This is a genomic window from Rhizobium sp. PP-F2F-G48 (assembly GCF_004342335.1).
Lineage (GTDB): Bacteria > Pseudomonadota > Alphaproteobacteria > Rhizobiales > Rhizobiaceae > Ferranicluibacter.
Genome location: NZ_SLVH01000015.1, coordinates 37,553 through 53,486, shown reverse-complemented (window position 1 = coordinate 53,486; position 15,934 = coordinate 37,553). Strand labels below are relative to the sequence as shown.

At 64.2% G+C, this 15,934-nt stretch carries 13 protein-coding genes; 1 reads left to right on the top strand and 12 read right to left on the bottom strand.

Annotation, left to right across the window (positions count from 1 at the left end; translation table 11 throughout):
* Positions 1–107 precede the first annotated feature (107 nt).
* From C8J36_RS23450 to C8J36_RS23395, 12 genes are all read right to left on the bottom strand, one after another.
* Positions 108–1,763, bottom strand: a complete 1,656-nt coding sequence (locus C8J36_RS23450) for a GMC family oxidoreductase N-terminal domain-containing protein (protein ID WP_132537693.1) — start codon at positions 1,761–1,763, stop codon at positions 108–110.
* A gap of 14 nt (positions 1,764–1,777) precedes the next feature.
* The gene (locus tag C8J36_RS23445) at positions 1,778–2,557 is read right to left on the bottom strand and encodes a 3-ketoacyl-ACP reductase (protein WP_132537692.1); all 780 of its coding nucleotides are present in this window, start codon (positions 2,555–2,557) and stop codon (positions 1,778–1,780) included.
* Positions 2,554–4,080, bottom strand: coding sequence for a GMC family oxidoreductase (locus tag C8J36_RS23440; protein ID WP_132537691.1), 1,527 nt, complete (start codon positions 4,078–4,080; stop codon positions 2,554–2,556). The genes C8J36_RS23445 and C8J36_RS23440 overlap by 4 nt, the downstream gene beginning before the upstream one ends.
* Positions 4,081–4,093: 13 nt before the next feature.
* Positions 4,094–5,209, bottom strand: a complete 1,116-nt coding sequence (locus tag C8J36_RS23435) for an ABC transporter ATP-binding protein (RefSeq protein ID WP_132537690.1) — start codon at positions 5,207–5,209, stop codon at positions 4,094–4,096.
* Positions 5,210–5,214: 5 nt separating this feature from the next.
* On the bottom strand, positions 5,215–6,099 hold the full coding sequence (locus C8J36_RS23430; protein ID WP_062594401.1) for a carbohydrate ABC transporter permease: 885 nt from the start codon (positions 6,097–6,099) through the stop codon (positions 5,215–5,217).
* Positions 6,099–6,977, bottom strand: coding sequence for a sugar ABC transporter permease (locus C8J36_RS23425; RefSeq protein WP_062594400.1), 879 nt, complete (start codon positions 6,975–6,977; stop codon positions 6,099–6,101). The genes C8J36_RS23430 and C8J36_RS23425 overlap by 1 nt, the downstream gene beginning before the upstream one ends.
* A 154-nt stretch (positions 6,978–7,131) precedes the next feature.
* Positions 7,132–8,331, bottom strand: a complete 1,200-nt coding sequence (locus C8J36_RS23420) for an ABC transporter substrate-binding protein (protein ID WP_207897618.1) — start codon at positions 8,329–8,331, stop codon at positions 7,132–7,134.
* Positions 8,332–8,460: 129 nt separating this feature from the next.
* Entirely contained in the window at positions 8,461–9,981 is a 1,521-nt protein-coding gene (locus C8J36_RS23415; RefSeq protein ID WP_132537688.1) for an aldehyde dehydrogenase family protein, read from the bottom strand.
* The gene (locus C8J36_RS23410; protein ID WP_132537687.1) at positions 9,981–10,760 is read right to left on the bottom strand and encodes an enoyl-CoA hydratase/isomerase family protein; all 780 of its coding nucleotides are present in this window, start codon (positions 10,758–10,760) and stop codon (positions 9,981–9,983) included. Before C8J36_RS23410 ends, C8J36_RS23415 begins: the two co-directional genes overlap by 1 nt.
* Complete coding sequence (locus tag C8J36_RS23405) at positions 10,753–12,363, bottom strand: acyl CoA:acetate/3-ketoacid CoA transferase (protein WP_132537686.1); 1,611 nt, start codon at positions 12,361–12,363, stop codon at positions 10,753–10,755. Before C8J36_RS23405 ends, C8J36_RS23410 begins: the two co-directional genes overlap by 8 nt.
* Before the next feature lie 8 nt (positions 12,364–12,371).
* Positions 12,372–13,376 (bottom strand): Gfo/Idh/MocA family oxidoreductase, encoded by a 1,005-nt coding sequence (locus tag C8J36_RS23400; RefSeq protein ID WP_132537685.1) that lies wholly within the window; start codon positions 13,374–13,376, stop codon positions 12,372–12,374.
* Positions 13,373–14,419, bottom strand: a complete 1,047-nt coding sequence (locus C8J36_RS23395; protein WP_132537684.1) for a LacI family DNA-binding transcriptional regulator — start codon at positions 14,417–14,419, stop codon at positions 13,373–13,375. Before C8J36_RS23395 ends, C8J36_RS23400 begins: the two co-directional genes overlap by 4 nt.
* 256 nt (positions 14,420–14,675) lie before the next feature.
* Between C8J36_RS23395 and C8J36_RS23390 the strand changes: the two genes are divergently transcribed.
* A complete protein-coding gene (locus tag C8J36_RS23390; RefSeq protein ID WP_132537683.1) occupies positions 14,676–15,842 on the top strand; it encodes a dihydrodipicolinate synthase family protein in 1,167 nt (388 codons plus the stop codon).
* Positions 15,843–15,934: the final 92 nt, after the last annotated feature.

Below are 15,934 nucleotides of genomic sequence, written 5' to 3'. Positions count from 1 at the left end.
GAGGAATGCGCGCGGGTTCTCAAGTGGCATCAGGGTCCGACCCTCCTGGGCATGGCGACACCTTTTGTGGCAAAGCCGGTGACGGAATGCAAAGCAGCAGCGTCGCCTCAGCGCACATGAGCGCGAGTCCGGGGCCGCTGGTCGTTGCGCTCGTCGGCGAAGATCGTTGCCGGCAGGGGATCGAGGCCGCGGATGATGTCGGCGCCTTTTTCGCCGACCATGATCGTCGGGGCGTTGGTGTTGCAGGAGGGCACGCGCGGCATGACGGAGCTGTCGCAGACGCGCAAACCCTGCAGCCCCCGCACGCGCAGATCGAGTCCGACGACCGCATCCGCGCCGGTGCCCATCCGGCAGGTGCCGACCGGGTGGTGGTCGGTTTTGGCGTTCGCGCAGCCATAGTCAAAGAGCTCGGCTTCCGTGTGTACCTTCGGTCCAGGCAGGCGCTCGGCCAGAATATAGGGCTTCAATGCCGCTTGTTCGAAGATCTCGCGGGCGATCCGCAGCCCCTCAAGCGACATTTTCCGGTCATGCGGGTCCGACCAATAGTTGGGGTCGATGAGCGGGGCGGCGGCGGGATCCGACGCGGAGAGCCGCACTGTGCCGCGCGACCCCGGATGCAGATAGGCCGAATTCAGCGTCACCCCGGCATTCTTCAGTTTTTCTACGCCCGCCTCGATGCCCGAGCCGAGGCCCAGATGGAACTGGATATCAGGCGAGCGCGCATCCGGGTCCGCATACCAGAAGCCGCCGGTCTCAAAGAGTGATGAGGCGACCGGGCCCGAGCGGAACAACACATATTCGAGGCCCGCCCAGAGCGTGCGATGCAGTTTCGCGACGCCGTCATAGGTGTGATCGCCGGTGCATTCGGCGATGACGAACAGGTCGAGATGGTCCTGAAGATTGCCGCCGACGCCGGGCAGGTCGTGCGCGACGGGAACGCCGACCGACGTCAGGTGATCGGCCGGGCCGATGCCCGACTGCAGCAGGAGCTTCGGGGAGCCGATGGCACCCGACGTCACCAGCACCTCGCGCTCGCAGCGCACGATCTCGCTGCCCCGGCTGGTGGCGATCTCGACGCCGACAGCCGTCTTACCCTCCAGCACGATGCGCGACACGCGGGCACCCATGCGGATCGTCAGGTTTTTCCGGTGCTTGATCGGCGAAATATAGGCGAGAGACGCAGACGAGCGGCGGCGGTTACGCTGCGTCAGCTGGTAGAAGCCGACTCCTGCCTGCTGGCGCCCGTTAAAATCTGGATTGTAAGGAATGCCCAGCTCCTGCCCCGCCCGGATATAGGCGTCGCAGATCGGCAGCGCCGACACCGGCATGGATACGCCGAGCGGCCCGCCATAGGCATGATAGTCGTCGGCAAAGCGCTGATTGTCCTCCGCCCGCTTGAAATAGGGCAGCACTGAACGGTAGTCCCAGCCCTCGCAGCCGTCTTCGCTTGCCCAGAGATCGTAGTCGGCGGCGTTCCCACGGGTATAGAGCTGCGCGTTGATGGAGGAGCCGCCGCCGATGACCTTGGCCTGCGTGTAGCGCAGGACACGACCGTTCATGTGCTTCTGCGGCACGGTCTCCCAGCCCCAGCTGGCCACGCCCTTCGTCATCTTGGCAAAGCCGGCCGGCATGTGGAAGAGCGGGTTCCAGTCTCCGCCGCCGGCTTCCAGAAGCAGCACGGCGACATCGGGATCTTCGCTCAGCCTGTTGGCGAGAACGCATCCGGCGGGGCCTGCCCCAGTGATGATATAGTCGAAGCGCATGATATCCATTCCTGTCAAAGACGCGGGATCGACAGGCCGCCATCGGCATCGATCACGGTCCCGGTTGCAAAGGCGAAGCTGCCCGAAGCGAGCGCTGCGCAGATGGCGCCGATATCGCCTGCCTCCCCCCAGCGCCGCATGGGTACCAGTCCCCCGGCGATCAGGGCATCGTATTTGGAGGTGACGCCGGCCGTCATGTCGGTCCGCACGATGCCGGGCCGCACCTCGAACACAGCAATTTCCTCGGCCGCAAGCCGCAAAGCGAGCCCCTGCGAGAAGGCGGCAAGACCGGCCTTACTGATGCAGTAGTCGAGGCGCTCGGGCGAACTTGCCTCCGCCGAGACCGAGGTGATGTTGACGATCGACCGGGGATGGTCGGGCGCGGTCGCCAGCATCGCTTTCACCACGGCCTGCGTGAAGAACACCGTGCCCTTGAGGTTGGTTGCCAGGATCAGGTCGTAATTGTCGGGCGAAAGGTCGAGGAAATCGCCACGCACCACGGAGGCCATGCCCGCATTGTTGACGAGGCAGTCGATGCGGCCGAACCGGGTCAAGATGGCATCGACGGTCGCTCCGTGCCCGGCGACATCGCAGATGTCCGCCTTGAGGTAGAGGACGTCGATCTTCCCACCCGCGCGCAGCTCCGCCAGCGCGTCCTCGGCCGTTCCGGGGCCGCCGATGCCCGTGACGACGATGTCGTAGCCAGCAGCAGCCAGGTGCGAAGCGATACCGAAGCCGATCCCCCGTCGCCCGCCCGTCACCACCGCTACCGGTCTTTGTCCTCGCTCGCTCATCGTTGCAGGTCCTTCGAGACGATATGATCCGCCACCCGCAAGGCCTGGGCCGCGACCGTCAGCGCCGGATTGACGGCAGCCGAGGTCGGCAGGCAGCTCGCATCGACGACGAACAGGTTGTCGTGGTCATAGGCGCGGCAGAAGGGGTCGAGCGGCGCGGTCGCGGGGTCGTTGCCGATGCGCACCGTGCCGCACTGATGGGACGGGGTGCGCTTGTCGAATGGCTTGGAGAGCACGATCGGAAAACCGATCGAGCGGAGAACGACCTTGAGCTTTGCGACCAGGGCCAGATGCGCGTTCCAGTTGGTACGGTGCCATTTGAGCACGATCCGCTCGCCATCGACCATGACCCGGCTTTCGGGATGCGGGATATCCTCGCTCATGGCGTAGAAATCGATTGCATGCGCCGACATCCGGTCGAGCAATCGCTCGGGGATGAGCGGAAGGCTGCTTTTGAGGATCGCGCCGGACACCCGGCCGAGAAGCTGAACATTGCCGAGCGGCGGCCCGCCCGCGCCGTCCGACAGGTAGAAGTCGTTGAAGGCGAACGTCTTCTGATAAACCGACGTGTTGCGGTAGCGCGGCGACAGTGCCAAGACGGCGGAAGAATTGTGGTTCATGAAGTTGCGCCCGACCTGGTCCGAGCTGTTGGCAAGACCCGTTGAAAAACGCGCATTGGCCGAGCGCAGCAGGAGGACGGCCGACTGAACTGCACCGGCGGCAAGCACCACGAGCTTCGGCGAGACGCTGCGTGTGTCATCAGCCGTGGAGTAGACGACACGCTCGATGCGGTTGCCGGAGGCATTCGTTTCGAGCAGCTTTACGATCGCGCCCGTCTGCAGCGTGACGTTGGGAAAGGCGAGCGCGACCGCAAGGGCTGCACTTTCGGCATCCATCTTGCCATCGTTGGAATTCGGATGGGCATCCCAGGGCGTTCGCCCTTTGGCAAGCCAGCGGTCGATATCGATGCCGAGCGGCAGGGAAAACGGGTGGAGTCCTCTCTGCTTCAGCCGCGACCGGACGTCGGCAATAGCCGGTTCGTCCGGCACCGGAGGAAAGGCGTAAGGTGTGGAATGCCCCGGCTCGGTCGGATCATCTCCCAGCGCGCCTCGGACCTGATACATCCGCTCGGCCGCCCCATACCAGGGCTCAAGCTCGGCGTAGGGAAACGGCCAGGCTGGAGAGACGCCTTCCTGATGCTGCATCTCGTCGAAATCCTCTCGCCGATAGCGCGACAGTACCGCTCCATAGAACTTCGAGTTGCCGCCGACATTGTAGTAGTTGCCCGGGTTGAATCCCCTGTGCTCCCTCTGGCCTTGGCCCTGCCATTCGTACCATGTCTCCTTCGGGCGGAAATGCCCCCGCTGGAAGATCGCGCGCTGGTCGCGGTTCACAGGCGTGTCGGCAATGTGCTCGCCGGCCTCCAGGATCAGAATCTCGCTGCCCGAGGCGGCAAGCCCGGCGGCCAGCGTCGCCCCGCCGATGCCGGAGCCGATGATGACGATGTCGGGGGTCCTGCTCATCTCGCTTCCCCGGTCACGCGATGCGCTGCTGGCTTTGGGGGTCGAAATAGACGGCCTTGTCGAGGTTGAAGGCGAGCCTTGCGGTCTGGCCGGCCTGGATTCTCGCATCGGCCCGCAGGCGCGCCACCACTTCCTTGCCGCCAAGCCTCGTGACCGCGAAGGTATCGGCGCCGGCCGGCTCGACGACCTCTATCAGGCAGTCGCCCTCCGCGACCGTGCGCGCATTGCGGTCGGCGCCGTCGATGTCGGTCAGCGCCTCGGGCCGGATGCCAAAGACGATCTGGCGGCCGAGATGGGCCTCCAGCTGCTGCTGCCCTGCCGCCACTGGCAGTTTCACCAGCGCGCCGTTCGGACGGGCGAGCGAGACGGAAAGGCCGGCCGCATCCTTCTCCACGGTTGCCGAGAGCAGATTCATGGCGGGAGAGCCCATGAAGTCGGCGACGAACATATTGGCCGGATTGTTGTAGATCTCGGCCGGCGAGCCGAACTGCTGCAACACGCCGTCCTTCAGCACCGCGATCTTGGTGGCCAGCGTCATCGCCTCGATCTGATCGTGGGTAACGTAGACGATGGTGGTTTTCAGGCGCTGGTGCAGCCGCTTGATCTCGGTGCGCATATCGACGCGCAGCTTGGCGTCGAGGTTGGACAATGGCTCGTCGAACAGGAAGACCTGCGGATTGCGCACGAGGGCGCGCCCCATCGCGACACGCTGGCGCTGGCCACCGGAGAGCTGGCTCGGCTTGCGATCGAGCAGATGGCCGATCTGGAGGATATCGGAGACCTCCTTGATCGCCTTCTCGCGCACATCCTTCGGCACCTTGCGGATCTCCATGCCGAAGGCGATGTTGCCCGCCACCGTCATGTTTGGATAGAGCGCGTAGCTCTGGAACACCATGGCGATGTCGCGCTGCGACGGCGGCAGACCCGCAATCGAGCGGCCCTTGATGGCGATCTCGCCTGAGGTGATCGGCTCCAGTCCGGCGATCGTGTTCAGCAGCGTGGACTTGCCGCAGCCGGATGGGCCGACCAGCACGAGAAAGCCGCCTTCCTCGATCTCGATATTGATGTCCTTCAGGATTTCCAGCGCGCCATAGGATTTGCGCAGATGCGAGATTTTGAGAAACGACATGACGATTAGCCTTTCACGGCGCCGGACATCAGGCCACGCACGAAGTAGCGACCCGAAACGATGTAGACGATGAGGGTGGGCAGGGCGGCGAGGATCGCGCCGGCAAAGTGAACGTTGTATTCCTTCACGCCCGTGGACGACTGCACGAGGTTGTTGAGCGCGACCGTCATCGGCGTCGAATTGGCGCCGGCGAACGAGGCGCCGAACAGGAAGTCGTTCCAGATATTGGTGAACTGCCAGATGACGGAGACGACGATGATCGGCCCGGACGACGGCAGCAGGATGCGGCGGAAGATCTGAAAGAACGTCGCGCCGTCGATCTGCGCCGCCCGCACGAGTTCGGTCGGAAAGGCCTCGTAGTAATTGCGGAAGTAGAGCGTGGTGAAGCCGAGGCCGTAGACGACATGCACCAGCACGAGCCCGGGAATGGAGCCGGCAAGGCCCAGCATGCCAAGAATGCGGGCGGTGGGGATGAGCACGATCTGGAACGGGATGAAGCAGGACAGAAGCAGCATGCCGAAGACGATGTTCGACCCGCGGAAGTGCCATTTGGTCAGCACATAGCCATTGAGCGCCCCGACAACGGTGGAGATGGCGACGGCAGGAATGACCATGAGGATGGAGTTGATGAAAAAGGGCTTGAGCCCCGTCGGCTGGATGCCGATCTGAGCGGTCGACCAGGCCGACAGCCATGGCTCCACGGTCCAGACCTCGGGCAGGTTGACCATCCCGCCTTGGCGGATTTCCTCCAGCGGCTTCAGCGAGTTCACCACCATGACGTAGAGCGGCATGAGGTAGAACATCGCAAAGAAGATCAGCGCGGTATAGATCAGGGCCCGGGTGAGAAGGCTGTGCGACATCGCGTTCTGCGGATTGGCTGCGCCGCTCATCAGCGTTTTCCTCCACGGATTTCGGAATAGAGATAGGGAACGATGATCGAGAAGATCATGACCAGCATGATAATGGCGGAGGACGCGCCGATGCCCATCTGATTGCGGGTGAAGGTGTAGGAATACATGAAGGTGGCCGGCAGTTCGGTCGCCTGCCCCGGCCCCCCGCCGGTCAGCGCGACGATCAGGTCGTAGGCCTTGATGGCGAGATGGGCGAGCACGACGAAGGCCGACAGGAAGACCGGCCGCATCAGGGGAATGATGATCCGGCGATAGATCGTCACCGTGCCCGCGCCGTCGATCTGAGCGGCCTTGATCATCTCGTTGTCGACACCACGCAGGCCGGCGAGGAACATCGCCATGATGAAGCCCGAGGACTGCCAGACGGCGGCGAGCACGACGCAGTAGATCGCCATCTTGCTGTCCTTGATCCAGGTGAAGGCAAAGGTCTCCCAGCCCCAGAGATGCATGGTGTTCTCGATGCCGATGCCGGGATCGAGGATCCACTTCCAGGCGGTGCCCGTGACGATGAAGGAGAGCGCCATCGGGTACAGGTAGATCGGCCGCAGGAAACCTTCGCCGCGGATCTTCTGGTCGAGCATGATCGCCAGGAACAGGCCGAGCACCGAGCAGATGAGGATGTAGAGCGAGGCGAAGATCGCCAGATTGGTGATAGCCCGCCACCAGTGCGGCAGGGCCCAGAGCTTGCTGTAGTTCGACAGGCCCACGATGTTGGTGGACGGCAGCATCTTGCTGTCGGTGATCGACAGGAACCCGGTATAGGCGATGAAGCCGTAGACGAAAATGACGATGACCAGGAAACTCGGCGCGAGCACGATTTTCGGCAACTGGTCCTGTAGGAAGCTGCGGCTCTGCATGGCTTCGTTCCCCTCGCCGTGACGACAGGAGGCACAAGCCCTGGCCCCGCCATCATGGCAGGCCCTCTGGCGCCCCCGGTCTCCCGGCCGTTTTCATGTATCGGATGTTGCGAAGGCCGGAGCTGCGGACAAAGGCCCGCAGCTCCTCAAGCCCTTACTTCGCGGCTTCGACCGCGCTCACCAGCTCGGCGACCGCGTCGTCGGCCGTCAGGTCGCCGTTGAACTGACGGGTCACGACGTCGTAGATCGCGTTCTTCACGGCTGCAGGATTGGCATGGCCATGGGCCATGGAGCCGAGAAGCGTGCCCTTTTTGTCGGCTTCGGCCGCATCCTTGATGGCCTTCTTGCCGCAATCGTCGAAGGCTGCGTCCGACACGTCGGTGCGCACCGGTGCCGAACCCTTGACGACGTTGAAGGCCGACTGGAATTCAGGACTTTCGATGGCCATGGCCATCTCCATCTGTGCCGGCACCTTGGCGTCGGCGACCTTGAACATGACAAACTGGTCGGTGTTGAAGGTGACGGCACCCTGCGTGCCGGGGAAGCGCATGCAGACATAGTCCTTGCCCGGCGTCTTGCCGGCCTTGGAAAATTCGCCCTTCGCCCAGTCGCCCATGAACTGCACGCCGGCCTTGCCGTCGATGACCATGGCGGAGGCGAGGTTCCAGTCGCGGCCCGAGAAGTTGGGATCGACATAGGCGCGCAGAGTCGTCATGCGGTTGAAGGCTTCCTTCATCTTGTCGCCGCCGAGCGCCTTCGGGTCGAGATCGATGAAAGCGGACGTGTAGAAATCGACGCCGAGCGACAGCACGACGGCGTCGAAGACGGTCGCGTCCTGCCAGGGCTGGCCGCCGGCCGCAACGGGGATGATGCCCTGCGCCTTGAACTTGTCGAGGAGGGCGATCAGCTCTTCCCAGCTCTGCGGCTCCTTGCCGCCGGCCTTGTCGAGCGCCGCCTTGTTGATCCACATCCAGTTCGTCGAATGCAGGTTGACGGGTGCCGCGATCCAGTGGCCGTCATATTTCGAGAACTTCTGGAGCGCCTTGGGGATGACCTTGTCCCAGTTTTCCTTCGCGGCGACCGCATCGAGATTGCCGAGCGATCCTTCCTTCGCCCAGTCGAGAATGTCGAAGCCGAGCATTTGCACGGCGGTCGGCGCGTTGCCGGCCGTAACGCGGGCGCGCAGCACCGTCATGGCTTCCGTGCCGCCGCCGCCGGCGACCGGCATGTCCGTCCAGGAGATGTCTTTGGCCTCAAGGTCCTTCTTGAGGACCTCCAGCGCCGAGGCCTCGCCGCCGGATGTCCACCAGTGAAGCACCTCGACGTTTTCGGCAGCCTGCGCGGCGCCGGCCATCAAAGCGAGACCCAATGCAGTCGATGTCAGAAACTTGCGCACGATGTTTTCCTCCCATGAGCACAGTGAAGAGCGGAACCCATTTCCGCTCTCGTGCCGCCGCCCTCCTCGAGCGCCGGCGTCAGCCGGCTAGGCCAGCTTTTCCGTCTGCGGCATCCACCAGTTCGTGCGGCCGCCGATATGCATGTTGAGCGTCTTGGTCTCGGTGTAATCTTCCACCGCATGGCGGCCGAGTTCGCGGCCGAGGCCCGATTGCTTGTAGCCGCCGAAGGGCAGTTCGGAGGCGCCGTCCATGAAGGTGTTCATCCACACGGTTCCCGCCCGCACACGCCTGCCGATTGTCAGGCAGGTGTCGAAATCCTTGCTCCACACACCGGCCGACAGACCGTAATCGACCGCATTGGCGATCTCGATCGCCTGCGCCGTCGTCTCGAAGGTGAGCACGGAGAGAACCGGCCCGAACACCTCCTCGCGCGCGACCGGCATGTCCGGCGTCACATTGGCGAGAATCGTCGGCGCCATGAACTGACCACGGCCAAGGTCGAGCGCCTGGCCGCCATGCGCAATATCGGCTCCGCCGTTCGTCGCCCCTGAAATGTAGCCGGCGATCTTCTCAAGATGCTGCGGTGTGATGATCGCGCCGACCTGCGTCTGCGGATCGAGCGGATCGCCGACCCGCACCTTTTCCGAAAGCGCGGCCACTCGCTTCACCACCTCGTCGGCGATGCTCTTGTGAAGGATCAGCCGCGAGCCGGCATTGCAGCACTCGCCGGCGTTGAAATAGGCGCCGAACACGGCGGCATCGATGAAGCCGTCGAGATCGGCATCGGGAAAGACGATCTGCGGGTTCTTGCCGCCAAGCTCCAGCGACACCTTCTTCAGCGTCTGCGCGGCATTCGCCATGGTCAGCTTGCCGACGCCGGTGGAGCCCGTGAACGAGACCATGTCGACGTCGGGATGCGACGTCATGACCGCTCCCACTTCGGCGCCCGTGCCCGTGACGATGTTGACGACGCCCTTGGGGACGCCGGCTTCCTCGAGGATCTCGCCGAGCACGACGGTCGATCCGGACGAGAGTTCCGACGGCTTGACGACCGTGGTGCAACCGGCGGCAAGTGCGAAGGGCAGCTTCTGACCGACGATCAGGAAGGGGAAGTTCCACGGCGTGATGATCGAGACGACGCCGATCGCCTCGCGCAGGACCACACCCAGCGTGCCGTCGCCCAGCGTATTGTAGCTCTCGCCGTGAAGATCGCGGGCAAGGGCCGCGGCATAGCGCCAGATATCGACCGAGCCGGCGATTTCGCCGCGCACCTGAGAGATCGGCTTGCCGGCTTCCACCGCGTCCAGAAAAGCGAGTTCCTCGGCGCGCGCGGCAATGAGATCGGCGGCCTTCAGCAGGATGCCTGAGCGCTCCGAGGCCGTCATGCACGGCCAGGGGCCTGTGCCGAAGGCCTTGCGGGCAGCCGCGATAGCGCGTTCGGCATCGGCGCGGGTTCCCGCCTGGAACCGGCTGACCACGACGCCGTGGCCGGGTGCGACCCGCTCGATCGGATCGGCGGTACCCTCGCTCCACCGGCCGTCGATCAGCATCTTGAAGTCGCGTGGAGCATGATCCGCGAGCGCCTTCGGGTTTACCAGAACCGTCATTACCATTCTCCCTTGAACTGTGCGGCGCGCTTCTCCTTGAAAGCGGAAACGCCCTCCTTCAGGTCGCCCGTCTTAGCGGCGAGGATCGACCCCAGCGCTTCCACGGCCGTCCCGTTGTCCTCTCCGTTGGCGCTCGCGATCATCAGCTTGACGATTTCCAGCGCCGCCGGCCCCCGCGCGGCGATGCCTGTCGCCATGTCTTTTGCAGTGGCAAGCGCCTGTCCGGTCGCGGTGACCCGATCCACCAGCCCCAGCGACAGGGCCTGTTCCGCCGTGAAGATCTCCCCGCCGAGCGCCATCCGGCGCACGGGCTGGGCGCCGAAGCGCTTGACCAGCCGCTGCGTGCCCGACCAGCCCGGCACCATGCCGAGGCCCGTTTCCGGCAGCCCGATCCGGATCTGTTCTTCTGCGATGCGGATGTCGGCGATGCCAGCAAGCTCGAGACCGCCGCCGAGCGCGTGCCCGTTCAGCGCCGCAATCAGCGGCATGCGCAGGGTTGCCAGCCGCTCGAACACGCGGTGCCCGTAGCGCACCCAGCCATGACCGAATTCCTCCGGCCGCATGCCGCCCCAGGCGGTGATGTCGCCACCGGCCGAAAAGCCCGGCCCCTCGCCCGTGAGGATGGCGACGCGGATGCCGGCCTTCGCCTCCACCGTATCGGCCGCCGACATCAGCGCCTTCAGCATGTCGAGATCGAGCGCATTGCGCTTCTCCGGCCGGGAGACCGTGAGGACGGCAATCGGCCCCTCGATCTCGATGCGAACCTCTCCCCTAGACATGCGCACCCTCCAGAACGCGCGGCGCCTTGGCCGGCAGCGACAGGCCGATGCGCGCCTCGCCAAACAGAGCGGCATCCATCAGCTTCAGGTCCGGCGAGACGATCAGCGGAAACTCGGACTGATCGAGCACCTGCGTCTGGAGATCGACGCCGGGCGCGATTTCGGTCAACACCAGCCCCTGCGGCGTCAGCTTGAGCACGCAACGCTCGGTGACATAGGTGATGTCCTGCCCCTGCGCGATGGCGCGGCTGCCGGAGAAGGTGACGTGCTCGACCGCCTCGACCAGCTTCTTCAGCTTGCCCTCCTTCTCGATCACCAGCTTGCCGCCACTGATCGACAGTTTGGCGCCGGCATTGAACATGCCGGAGAACACGATCTTGCGAGCGCGCGCCGTGATGTCGACGAAGCCGCCGGCACCGGCCGTCACGTGCGGACGGAACGAAAGGCGGGAAACGTTGACCGAGCCATCGCGACCGATTTCGAGGAAGGACAGCAACGAGGCATCGAAGCCGCCGCCCTGAAAATAGGTGAACTGGTAGGGAGAAGGCATGTAGGCATCCGCGTTGGACGCGCAGCCGAAGGCGAAGTCGAGCAGCGGCACACCGCCGACGGCCCCCTGCTCGATGACCCAGGTGACCGCGCCGTGCAGGCCCTCCTCCAGAAGGATACGCGGCACGTTAGCCGAGATGCCGAAGCCGAGATTGACGCAGCTGCCGGCTTGAAGCTCCTGCGCCACCCGGCGCGCGATCACCTTCTGGATGTTGAAATCGGGCACGGAGAAGCTTTCGAGCGGCCGGAAGATCTCGCCCGAAATCGCCGGGTCGTAGTCCGTCAGCGTCGTCTGCTTCTGGTCCGGATCGACGATGACGTAATCGACCAGCATGCCGGGAACCCGCACGTCGTGCGGCTTCAGTGCGCCCTGCTTGGTGATGCGCTTGACCTGCGCGATGACGATGCCGCCATTGTTGCGCGCCGCCAGCGCCTGGTCGAGCCCGCCGAGCGTCGCGCCCTCGTGCTCATAGGTCAGGTTGCCGTGCTCGTCGGCCGTCGTTGCGCGGATGATGGCGACCTGGGGCGCGATAGCGGGAAAATACAGCCAGTCCTCGTTCTCGAATGAGACCCGCTTGACGACCGGTGTCTCCGCCGCCAGCGCATTCATGGCACAGCCCTGCCGCTTGGGATCCACGAAGGTTTCGAGCCCGATCTTGGTGATGACGCCGGGACGCTTGGCGGCGGCTTCGCGGTGCATGTCGAAGAGGATGCCGGAGGGGATGTTGTAGGCCGGGATCTCGTTGCCCGTAATCATCTGCCAAATCCGCGGCGGCTCGGATGTCGAAGGGCCTGACGGATAGGAGCCGGCGAGGATCCGCTTGAGTAGGCCTTTGCGGGCAATATGGTCCACGCCCTTGATGCCGCTCATGTCGCCGGCGGCGATCGGATGCAAGGTGGTGATCTCGCGCGGATGGCCCGTCGCCTCGAAGCGATCGCCGATCGCCTTCAACATCAGGTCCGGGCAGCCGAGCCCGCTGGAAGACGAGACAGAGACGACGGCGCCGTCTGGGATCATGGCCGCCGCTTCGGCCGGTGTGATGTGCTTGCCCATGATCCGTCTCAAAGCCCCGTCTGAACCGTGACGGCGCGGCCGGACCGTGCCGCTTCCAAGACGGCAAGCCCGGTTGCCAGCGACCAGATGCCGTCCTCGGCCGTGGCGGCCGGCGATCCGGCGCCGGCCATGGCCGCATGAAACGCCGCAAGGCCGCTTTCATAGAGATTGCGTCCGTCGAGCGGCAGCGACTGCTCGCCCTCGCCGGTGCGCAGGATCACCGTGCCGACGGGCCGCTGCGTCATCACATTGCGGGCGATGAGCGATCCCTCGGTTCCATGAACCTCGAAACCAGTCTCGGCATACTTCGTGGTGAAACCGTCGTGAAACTGGGCGATCAGCCCGTCTTCAAACCGCATGACCCCCATCACCGCATCTTCAAGCCCCGCTTTGCCGAGGCCACCGGATTGCGAGAAAGCCGTGACCTCCACTGGGTCCTGTCCCAGCACGAAGCGCAGCGTATCCGTGTCGTGCACGGTGATATCCAGAATGACGCCGCCACCGGCTGCGGGATTATCGAGCCGCCAGCCCTGCAAATGCGGCGGCAGGTAGACCGCGTGGAACACTCGTGCCGAAAGCGGCTTGCCAATCCGTCCGGTTGCGACCGCAGCCCGCATGGCGACATGACTGGCCGCATTGCGCAGGTGATGGTTCGTCGCTAGCACCACGCCGGCCGACCGCGCCGCGTCCCGCATGCGGTGGGCATCCTCCAGAGTCATCGCCAGCGGCTTTTCGCAGAGAATATGCTTGCCGGCCCTGGCGGCGGCGATCGCCTGATCGCGGTGCAGCTCGTTCGTGGTCGAGATATAGACCGCGTCGATATCGGGATCTGCGAGCAGGGTATCGAGATTCGAGACGGCCTTGCCGATCCCGTTTTCGGACGCATAGGTCGCAGCGCGTTCCGGGCTGGAACTCATCACGGAGACGACCTCCCCGCCCGTCGCGCGGATCGCGCCGATCACCCATTCCCGTGCGATCGTGCTCGCGCCGATCAATCCCCAACGGTTCGTCATGCAGTCCGCCTCCCCGGCTTCATTCTGTTCACGCCGCAGCTTTCCCGCACGACCAGCCGTACGGGCGTCACCACGGCCTCCGCCTCCGCCTTGCCGGCATTGATCTGCTTGAGCAGCAGCTGGGCGGCACGCCGGCCCATGCCTTGCGGATCCACCGCGATGGTTGTGAGCGCGGGCACGGACGTACCCGCCTCGATGACGTCGTCGAAGCCGACGATGGCGAAATCGACGCCCGGCTCAAGCCGCCGCGCCCGCAATCCGTCATAGACGCCGAAGGCGACGGCATCGTTGAAGCAGACCCCGCCCGTCGGCCGGTCGCCGGCCGCCATCGCCCGCGCCACGGCCTTCGCCCCTTCCGCCCGCGATGGAGCGCAGGCAAAGACAAGGCCTTCGTCATAGCCAAACCCCGCCGCCGCGAGCCCGTCGCGATAGCCGGCCAGCCGCTCCTGAAAGATCGCCGTATCCTCAAAACCGCCGAAGAAGGCGATGCGCGTGTGGCCGAGCTTTGCCAGATGGTCGACGGCTGAAAAAAGTCCGGTGTGATTGTCCGACATCAGCGAGGACACCTTGGCACCCGGCACAGGGCGCACCACGGCAACGACCGGCATGCCGGCCGAGACCAGCGCCTTGAAGTCGATGGCCCGCGAGCCGCGGGCGGGCGACACGACGAGGCCGGAAATGCCGTGCTCGCGCATGGAGGCAATGACCTCCGTCTGCCGGTCGAGGCTCTCGCTGGTATTGGCGAGGAACTGCACGAAGCCCGCATCCTGCACGACGAGATCGATGCCGACCGCAAGCTCGGCAAAGAAGCTGTTGGTCAGATCGTTGACGACGACGCCGATGATCTTCGACTTGGCGCTGGACTGGCGGAGATTGGCCGCGCCGCGATTGTAGACATAGCCGAGATCCCGCATGACGGCATTGACCTTGGTCCGCGTGCCCTCGTTGACGAGCGGCGAACCCTGCAGGACGAGCGAGACCGTCGACTTCGACACGCCCGCTGCCTTTGCAATATCGATGACCGTAACCCGTCCGCTCGCCATGAACTCTCATGCGCCTCCACCTTGTCCCCTTCAATATTTGGATCGTTCCAAAATATCAAGCACCATTTCTTGGGTGTCTGCAGATTTTTTGACGCGCCTATTTCAATTGCATGCAGGCCTATTATGATATGCATTGCAGTATCTGCAGCGCATTGCGCGCATGACGGCTTGTAGAGGTGATGATCATTCGTCGCAAAATAGAGTCTTGCTATTTAGATCGATCCAAATTATCCGGTTTACATTCCGAGGAGGCATCATGACCCACGTTCTCAATCTGCCGACATCCGCAGACACGGTCGAAGCGTATCATCTTGTGGGCACGCCGATCGCGCGGCCGGCAACCACCCCCGTCTTCAACCGCATCGCTTATGCCGCCGCGCATGTCGTTTCCGCGCCGGAGCGCGACACCGATCCGTGGAACCGCCCGGCGATCGACTGGGACACGACGCTTGCCTTCCGGCATCATCTCTGGAGCCTTGGCTTCAGGATCGCCGAGGCAATGGACACGTCGCAGCGCGGCATGGGTGTCGACTGGGCCGGTGCTCAGGAACTGATTGCCCGCTCGCTTGCCGAAGCGCGCACGGTGGATGGTGCCGACCTTGCCTGCGGTGCCGGCACGGATCACCTCGACCCAAACGATGCCCGCTCGCTGGACGATATCATCGCAGCCTACGAGACACAGATCGAGCATATCGAGAAGCATGGCGGTCGCGCGATCCTGATGGCGAGCCGGGCGCTTGCCCGCATCGCCCGCTCAGCGGAAGACTACGCCAAAGTCTATGGCCGCATTCTCTCGCAGACGAAGGACAAGGTGGTACTGCACTGGCTGGGCGACATGTTCGACCCGCAGCTACTCGGCTACTGGGGAAGCACCGACTTCGAGCCGGCGCTCGATTGCGCACTGCGGATCATCACGGAGAATGCCGGCAAGGTCGAGGGTATCAAGATCTCGCTGCTCGAACACGAGAAGGAAATCGCGCTCCGTGACCGTCTGCCGGAAGCCGTGCTCTGCTTCACGGGCGACGATTTCAACTATGCCCGCCTGATCGAGGGCGACGGGCGGCGCCACAGCCATGCGCTGCTCGGCATTTTCGACGCCGTCGCGCCGGCCGCCTCCAAGGCGCTGGCAGCGCTTGCCGCAGACGACACAGCAACTTTCCGTGCGGTGATCGATCCGACGGTTCCGCTCTCACGCAAGATCTTCGAGGTGCCGACGCAATATTACAAGGCCGGCGTCGTCTTCCTCGCCTGGCTGAACGGACACCAGTCGCATTTCAGCCTTCCGGCCGGCATGCAGTCGGCGCGCGGCATCAACCACTACGCCGATATCTTCCGCCTCGCCGACCAGGCCAACATCTTCGACCGCCCGGACCTCGCCATTCAGCGCATGCGCCATCTCGCTGGCGTTTACGGCATTCAATGACATTGCTAGGCTTAGGTGTTTAACTGGAATCGATTTATCCCGTTTGCGCGATCTGTGATTCCCTTTGCCCATGGAAGGAGAAACGCCATGGG